Annotated in this window: 6 protein-coding genes and 1 pseudogene; 5 read left to right on the top strand and 2 right to left on the bottom strand. The window is 65.3% G+C overall.

From position 1 onward, the window contains the following. The 3 genes and pseudogenes from AC1D1G_RS38800 to AC1D1G_RS38790 form a co-directional block, all read left to right on the top strand. Positions 1 to 326: pseudogene (locus tag AC1D1G_RS38800) on the top strand (ferredoxin); the annotation flags it as partial. A gap of 141 nt (positions 327 to 467) precedes the next feature. Further along, entirely contained in the window at positions 468 to 1,991 is a 1,524-nt protein-coding gene (locus AC1D1G_RS38795) for a class I adenylate-forming enzyme family protein (RefSeq protein WP_283352075.1), read from the top strand. 7 nt (positions 1,992 to 1,998) lie between these two features. Continuing rightward, positions 1,999 to 2,739, top strand: coding sequence for an SDR family oxidoreductase (locus tag AC1D1G_RS38790; RefSeq protein WP_283352076.1), 741 nt, complete (start codon positions 1,999 to 2,001; stop codon positions 2,737 to 2,739). Between the two features lie 138 nt (positions 2,740 to 2,877). Here AC1D1G_RS38790 and AC1D1G_RS38785 read toward each other — a convergent pair whose 3' ends face one another. Beyond that, positions 2,878 to 4,239: an MFS transporter gene (locus AC1D1G_RS38785; protein ID WP_283352077.1), complete on the bottom strand. Its 1,362-nt coding sequence runs from the start codon at positions 4,237 to 4,239 to the stop codon at positions 2,878 to 2,880. 87 nt (positions 4,240 to 4,326) lie between these two features. Beyond that, positions 4,327 to 5,154 (bottom strand): SDR family oxidoreductase, encoded by an 828-nt coding sequence (locus AC1D1G_RS38780; RefSeq protein WP_283352078.1) that lies wholly within the window; start codon positions 5,152 to 5,154, stop codon positions 4,327 to 4,329. A 100-nt stretch (positions 5,155 to 5,254) separates the two neighbouring features. On the opposite strand from AC1D1G_RS38780, the gene AC1D1G_RS38775 reads away from it, so the two are divergent. Then, positions 5,255 to 6,070: an enoyl-CoA hydratase/isomerase family protein gene (locus AC1D1G_RS38775; protein ID WP_477956248.1), complete on the top strand. Its 816-nt coding sequence runs from the start codon at positions 5,255 to 5,257 to the stop codon at positions 6,068 to 6,070. A gap of 49 nt (positions 6,071 to 6,119) precedes the next feature. Beyond that, positions 6,120 to 7,157 (top strand): LLM class F420-dependent oxidoreductase, encoded by a 1,038-nt coding sequence (locus AC1D1G_RS38770; protein WP_283352080.1) that lies wholly within the window; start codon positions 6,120 to 6,122, stop codon positions 7,155 to 7,157. Positions 7,158 to 7,259: the final 102 nt, after the last annotated feature.

Genomic DNA, 7,259 nt, shown 5'->3' with positions numbered 1-7,259 from the left:
AGCGTCCGGTGCCGGGGGTGTATGTCGCCGGGTGGATCAAGCGGGGGCCGACCGGGGTGATCGGTACCAATCGATACTGCGCCGCCGAGACCGTCGACGCGCTCGTAGCCGACCATCAACGTGCGCTTCTTCCGCAACCGAGCCGACCAGGTGACGAGTTGGCGGAGGTCGTGCACTCGCGGTGTCCGGAGTCGTTCGGTTTCGACGGCTGGAAGCGGATCGACCGGTACGAACGTGTCGAAGGGCGACGCCGGGGCCGAGCGCGGCAGAAGCTGGTGGAGGTTGGTGCGATGCTCGCGGTCGCCCGTGGGGCAGAGACCGGCTAGTACTTGCCACAGTAAACAACGACCTTTAGATTTAACACGCGGATGTGACGTACGGCTCTCCGGGAGGCCGAAGACACAGCACGGTCCGCCGTGCTCGCCGCCGAGCACCCCCGCGATCGACGACAACTCTTGGAGGCTTACATGAGCGGCACTGTGGTAGACGCTTTGACCTACTGGTCCCGGTCGAAGCCGGATCTGACCGCGATCGACTTCGACGGCGACGCCGTCACGTACGCAGAGCTGGCCGCATGGGCCGACGGCGTCGCCCACGATCTCGCATCGCGCGGTGTCCTCCCCGGTGATCGGGTGAGCTTCCTCGGTGCCAATAGCCTCGAGTGGGCCGTGGCCTCACTCGGTGCCATGAAGGTCGGCGCCATCGCGGTCGGTTTCAACCAGCGCATGCTCGCCGGCGAGCTCACCACCCTCGTCGAAGACTGTGAACCCACCGTCGTCTACTGCGAGGAGGCGCTGCGGCCGCGCCTCGAAGAAGTGCAGCAGACACGCAACACCTTCTCGATCGCAGTGTTCGAGAAGGATGTGCGTCCGCTGCGCGGCAGCGATCATGCGAAATACCGGACCCCCGTCGTCGATCTCGACACTCCCACCGCCATCGTGTTCACCAGCGGCACCACCGGCAAGCCGAAGGGCGTGATCTTCACCCACGCCACCGTCGCCGGCGAAATGCACGAGTGGCACTTGATGGAACCGATTCAGCCGAACAACCTGCGCCCTGTGCTCGTGCTGCCCCTGTTCACCGCTGCCGGCATCATCTGGGGTATCTCGCGCGTCGTCCTTCACGGCGGAACCCTGTTCCTGCAGCCGGGATTCGACCCGGCGAAGGCGCTGCGCATCCTGGCCGAGGACAAGGCCAACACCCTGACGGGGCCGCCGATCCTCTTCGAGCAAATCGCGAAAGCGCCCGGGTTCACCGACGCGGATCTGAGCCACATGGTCACCGCGCACGTCGGTGGCGCACGTGTACCCGTCGACCTGCTGCACAAATGGCAAGCGCAGGGAGTGTCCCTGCGACAGATCTACGGTCAGACCGAGATCGGCGGATCCGCGACCGCGATGCCGCGCGAAGAGGCGGCCGAGCATCCCGACAAGTGCGGCTGGGGTGGCATCTTCACCAAGATTCGCGTTGTCGATGCCGAGGGAAATGATCTTCCCCCCAACGAAACCGGGCAGATTTTGTTGCGCGGCCCGGGCATGATGCCGGGATACTGGCGCAACGAGGATGCGACCCGGTCGGCTCTGATCGACGGCTGGCTCCAGACCGGCGACCTCGGCAAGCTCGACGAGAACGGTTACCTCACGTTCGTCGATCGCCTCAAGGACATGATCATATCCGGTGGCCTGAACATTTCACCCGCCGAGATCGAAGCCGTCATCAATCAGATCCCCGGGGTCGAGGAGGTCGCGGTGATCAGCGTTCCCGACGCCAAGTTCGGAGAGACCCCGGCCGCGCTGGTCTGGACCACCACCGAGATGAAGGAATCCGAAGTGGTCGGATTCTGCAACGAGCGGCTCGCCGACTACAAGGTGCCCCGGTACATCGTCTTCATGGACGAACCCCTGCCCCGGATGCCCAGCGGGAAGATCGCCAAGCGCCAGCTGCGCGACGCCTTCGCGGATGTGCCCGACAATTACGACAAGGTTCGGTGATCGAGCCGTGGACTCACCCAAGGTCGCTCTGGTCACCGGTGGTGGCCGCGGAATCGGCGCGGCCATCTCGAGCCGACTTGCCGCCGAGGGATTCGCTGTTGCGGTGAATTACTCGCGGAGTGCGCGCGATGCCGAGGAAGTGGTTGCAAAGATAGTCGCGGACGGTGGACGTGCTGTGGCGATCCGAGCCGACATTTCACAGGCCGCCGAGGCTGAGCGGCTCATCGCCGACACCACCGTCCAATTGGGCGCCCCCACCGTGGTGGTCAACAACGCGGGCATGAACAAGGCTGGTGCGGCCCGGAAGCAGAGCCCGGAAGATTTCGACGAAGTGATCGCAGTCAACCTCAATGGTGCGTTCTACTGCACCCACTTCGCGCTACCCGCGATGTACGAAGCCGGTTGGGGCCGAGTCATCTTCGTCAACAGCGCGTCTGGCGGACGGCGTCCGTCCCCAGGAATGAGCGCCTACTCCGCGGCCAAGGCCGGGCTCGTGGGAATGGCCAAGTCGATGGCGCTCGAGGTTGCCCGCCGCGGGGTCACGGTCAACTGTGTGATGCCGGGCTTCGTCGCTACCGACATCGTGGCTTCGGGGGGCGAGGCGGGGGTCGAAGCCCTGACCAAGCACTGGCCCTCCATTCCGCCCGAATCGATCGCCTCCACCATCTCGTTCCTGGCGAGCGACAACGCCGCCGACGTCTCCGGTGAGGAGATCGGTGTGTGGCGAGGTGGCCCCGTCGGGGTGTGACCGTCGAATACAGCTGAGACCGCCCACCGGCAGAGCCAGTCCGGTGGGCGGTTTCTTGCTGTCTGGCCATTTCCTCCCGGAATGCGAAACGGGCTCCGATCCGGTGGATCGGAGCCCGTGCCGCGAGCGGTGCTGTCGCTAGGCAGTGACCGGCGTTCTGTCGTCGTCCCGCTTCACCGCGGACGACGAGCGGGAACGGGACAGGACGGTTGCCCCGAATCCGAGCAGGGAAACCACACAGATCAGGAGGCTGAGCCATACCGTGGTGTCGTCGAATGCCAAGGCTACCGCGATGACCGGAACGAACGCCGCGCCGAGAGCGTTGCCGGCCTCACGGCCGAGACCGAGGCCACTGTAGGCGTGCTGCGTGTGGAACAGCTCGATGACGTAGGCGCCCATCGGACCGAAAATGGCGGCGACCCCGATGCCGTTACCTGCCGCCATGACCACCCAATACAGCAGCGGGGGTGTTCCGACCCCCGACAACAGCGAGATGCCGACCCAGGCGAACACGGCGCTGTACAGGAATCCGAACATGATCACCGGTGCTCGGCCGACCCGGTCCGACAGGGAACCGAACATCGGAATCAGAATGGCATTCGCGAGCTGCGCGGCGATCAGGCCGACGAGCACTTCGGTTCCGCCGAAACCCAGCTGATTCTTGCCGAAGGTGCCCATGAACACGATGTAGAAGTAGCCGATGCCGGTCTGACCGATGGTCATCACGAGCACGGTCAGAAGTGCGCGCGGCTGCTGGCGGATCACATCGAAGAGCGGACTTTTCGAGACCGTGTTGCTCTCCTCGATCGCCCGGAACGCGGGAGTTTCGGGCAGGCTACGGCGCAACCACAGGCCGTAGGCGAGGATGACGGCGCTGCACAGGAATGGAATACGCCAGCCCCAGGCGAGGAAACTTTCCTGGGACATCAGGGATGAGACCGTCAGCAGAGACAGCGTGCCGAGCACGCCGCCGAGCGCCGCCCCCATGCCGGGCAAGGATCCCATCAATCCCTTCTTCTTCGCGGGTGAGAACTCGACGGCGACCAGAGCTGCGCCGCCGTACTCACCGCTGGCGCCGATGCCCTGCAGGATTCTGAGGAACACCAGTAGAGCCGGTGCGAGCCAGCCGATCTGGGCGTAACTCGGCAGCAGGCCGACGAGCAGCGTAGCGACACCCATCAGGACGAGGGTGAAGACGAGTATTCGTTTTCGGCCGATGCGGTCGCCGAGGCTGCCGAGGATCACCCCGCCCACCGGACGGACCAAGAATCCGACCGCGAATGTACCGACCGCCTGCAGCGTCCCCAATAGGGGGCTCGAGCCGGTGAAGAACACGGAGGCGAAGACCACCGACGCGGCCGAGGCGTAGAGGCTGAAGTCGTAATATTCGAGCAGCGTGCCGACGAAGGCGGCGCGGCTTGCGCGTCGCGAGTCCGCGCGGGAGGGTCCGGAGTCTGCATCCACGGAGATTTCCGCAGCTGTGGTCGTACGTTCGGTCATGCGAAACCTCGCGTTTGTGAGTGCTGGGCGAAAAGCCCGAATCATGGAGTGACGCAGACCACATTAAACTATTGACTTTAGAATTGTCTATCGCAGCGTGGACGCAGCCTTCGCCTCGTCCCGGTAGTTGGACGGCCACTTCTTGCCCAGTGTCAACCCTCCGTCGACCCCGAGGGACTGTCCGGTGACGAACGTGGAGTCGTCGGAGGCGAGGTAGGCGGCGGCGTGCGCGAGGTCTTCCGGCTCACCGGCGCGGGGAATGGGCTGGAAGTTCGTCAGGCTGCGCCGCACGGAATCGACGCTGCGATCGAGTGCGTCGTCCTCGAGGCCGGCGCCGTGGCCGACGATGCGGGTGGCGACACCTCCGGGGATCAGTGCGTTGACCCGGATCCGGTATTCGGCAAGCTCCACCGCGGCGGTCCGGGTCAGTTGCAGCACTGCGGCTTTCGCGGCGCTATACGGGTGTGGTCCGAATCCGGTGCGCACGCCTGCCACGCTCGACACATTGACGATGCTGCCCGACCCCTGATTGCGCATCACTCGCGCGGCATGCTTGGTCCCGAGAAACGCACTGCGAGCGAGCATCGCGAACCCGTCCTCCCACTCGTCGAGCGATGTGTCCTCGAGGAAGGTCCACGCGCCCACCCGGCCGGCGTTGTTGACCATGCAGTCGAGCCGGCCGAACCGATCGACGGCCACTGCGACCGCGGCCTCGATGTCGGCCTCGGTGCGTACATCGGTGTGCAGGTAGGCGCCACGGTCGCCGAGACCGACGGCGACGGCCTGGCCCCGCGGGTCGTCGATGTCGGCCACGACGACCCGGGCTCCGCGTTCGGCGAACGCGCGGGCGGTGGCTGCGCCGATTCCGCTCGCGGCTCCTGTCACCACGGCGACCTTGCCGTCGAGGTTCGTCATCGTGGACTCCTTCGGTTGTGTTCCGGGCTCGGTTCCTTGAGCTTTTAATCTAAAACCATTAGTCTGCGTCTGTCGAGTACCTCGTCCCTGGGAGAGCACTATGTCCGACGCGAAACTGATCTTGACCGAGCGGCCGCGGCCGGGCATTCTGCTGATCCGGCTCAATCGCCCGGACGAACTGAATGCCATGAACGTCGACCTCATCGAGGAGTTGCACGAGGTTCTCGCCGACGTGCGCKATGATTCGCTCACCCGCGCGATCGTGCTCACCGGTGAAGGTCGTGCCTTCTGTGCAGGTCTCGATCTTCGCGGATACGGCACACCGCGGGGCGCAACCGAGGGTGAGGGCCGGGCCCAACTCGGACTGCGGGTGCAGAAGCACATCGCCGGCCTCGTCGATGCATTCCGCAGCACCCGCGCGCCGATCATCGCGGCCGTCAACGGCGCGGCAGCCGGCGGCGGCATGTCGCTGGCCCTCATGGCGGACATTCGCATCATGTCCGAGACGGCGGTACTGCACGCCGCGTTCATCCGCCGAGGCCTCTCGAACTGCGACATCGGAATGAGCTGGCTCCTGCCCCGCATGATCGGCTTCTCCCGGGCGGCGCAGATCATGCTCACGGGCCGGTCCATCGACGCCGCGGAGGCCGAACGCATCGGTCTCGCCTCGTCCGTCGAACCCGCCGACACGGTGCTCGAGGTGGCACTGGAGACCGCCGAGGCCATCGCGCAGAACAGTCCGTTCGGGGTGTGGATGACCAAGGAAGTCATGTGGTCGAACCTGGAGGTTCCCAGCATGCGCGCCGCAATCGACCTCGAAAACCGCACCCAGATCCTCTGCTCGCTGACGCGCGATCACAGGGAGGCCGTCGTCTCGTTCCTCGAAAAGCGCCCGCCCGAGTTCCAGAACCACTGACCACAATCCGACCGATTCGACGGCACACAGGGAAGCAGTGAGTAAAAGTATGAGAGTGGGAATCGCCGCAGGGTATTGGGGATCGGGCCCGCCCCGCGATGTCGAACGGATGCTCGCCGAGGCCGAAGTCCTCGGCGTCGACAGTTTCTGGACCGCCGAGACGTACGGCTCCGACGCACTGACACCGCTCGCGTGGTGGGGAGCGCAGACCTCGACGATCAAGCTCGGTACTTCGGTGTGCCAGATGTCGGCGCGCACCCCGACGGCGCTGGCGATGGCCGCGCTGACCCTCGATCATCTCAGCGGTGGTCGCGTGATCATCGGCATCGGTGCGTCCGGACCGCAGGTCGTCGAGGGCTGGTACGGGCAGCCCTACCCGCGGCCCCTCGAACGCACCCGCGAGTACATCGAGATCATGCGGCAGGTGTGGGTGCGCGAGAAGCCGGTGACCTACTCCGGGCGGCATTACCAGCTGCCTGTCCAGGGCGGTTCCGGCTTGGGTAAGCCACTGAAGTCGATCGTCCATCCCCTGCGGGAAGATATCCCTGTCTATATGGGCGCCGAGGGCCCGAAGAACGTGGCGTTGGCCGCCGAAATCGCTGATGGCTGGACGCCGCTGTGGTTCTCGCCCAAGAGCGACGAGTTCTACCGCACGGCACTGGCCGAAGGCTTCGCACGGGACGGAGCACGCCGCACCGCCGAGGACTTCGAGATCGCGAACGTGTGCTGGCTCGTCGAGAACGACGACGTGGAAAAGGCCGCCTCCCGGCTCAAGCCGACGGTCGCGTTGTACGCCGGCGGTATGGGCGCCAAGGGCGCCAATTTCCACAACGACGTGTTTGCGCGCATGGGTTGGGGCGAGGTCTGCGCCGAAATCCAGGAGCTGTACCTGAGCGGGCGGCCTGACCTTGCGGCCCAGGCCGTCCCCACCGCGATGGTCGAGGATGTCGCGCTGATCGGTCCCGCGGACAAGATCATCGAAGAGATCGAAACCAAGTGGAAGAACACGTGTCTGACCACACTCATTCTCGGTGGGTGGCCCAAGCCGGAGAACCGTGAGCGCATCCTCGCGGCGGTGCAGTCGTGACCCTGCAGTCGAGAACGAACCTGGACCCGCGAACCCCGGTCCTGGTCGGTACCGGCCAGACCCGCGAACGCCAGGGCGGCGTGGAGCCCGTCGATCTTATGG

This window comes from Rhodococcus sp. P3_B8 (genome assembly GCF_056402775.1).
This window is presented reverse-complemented; position numbering and strand designations above follow the sequence as displayed.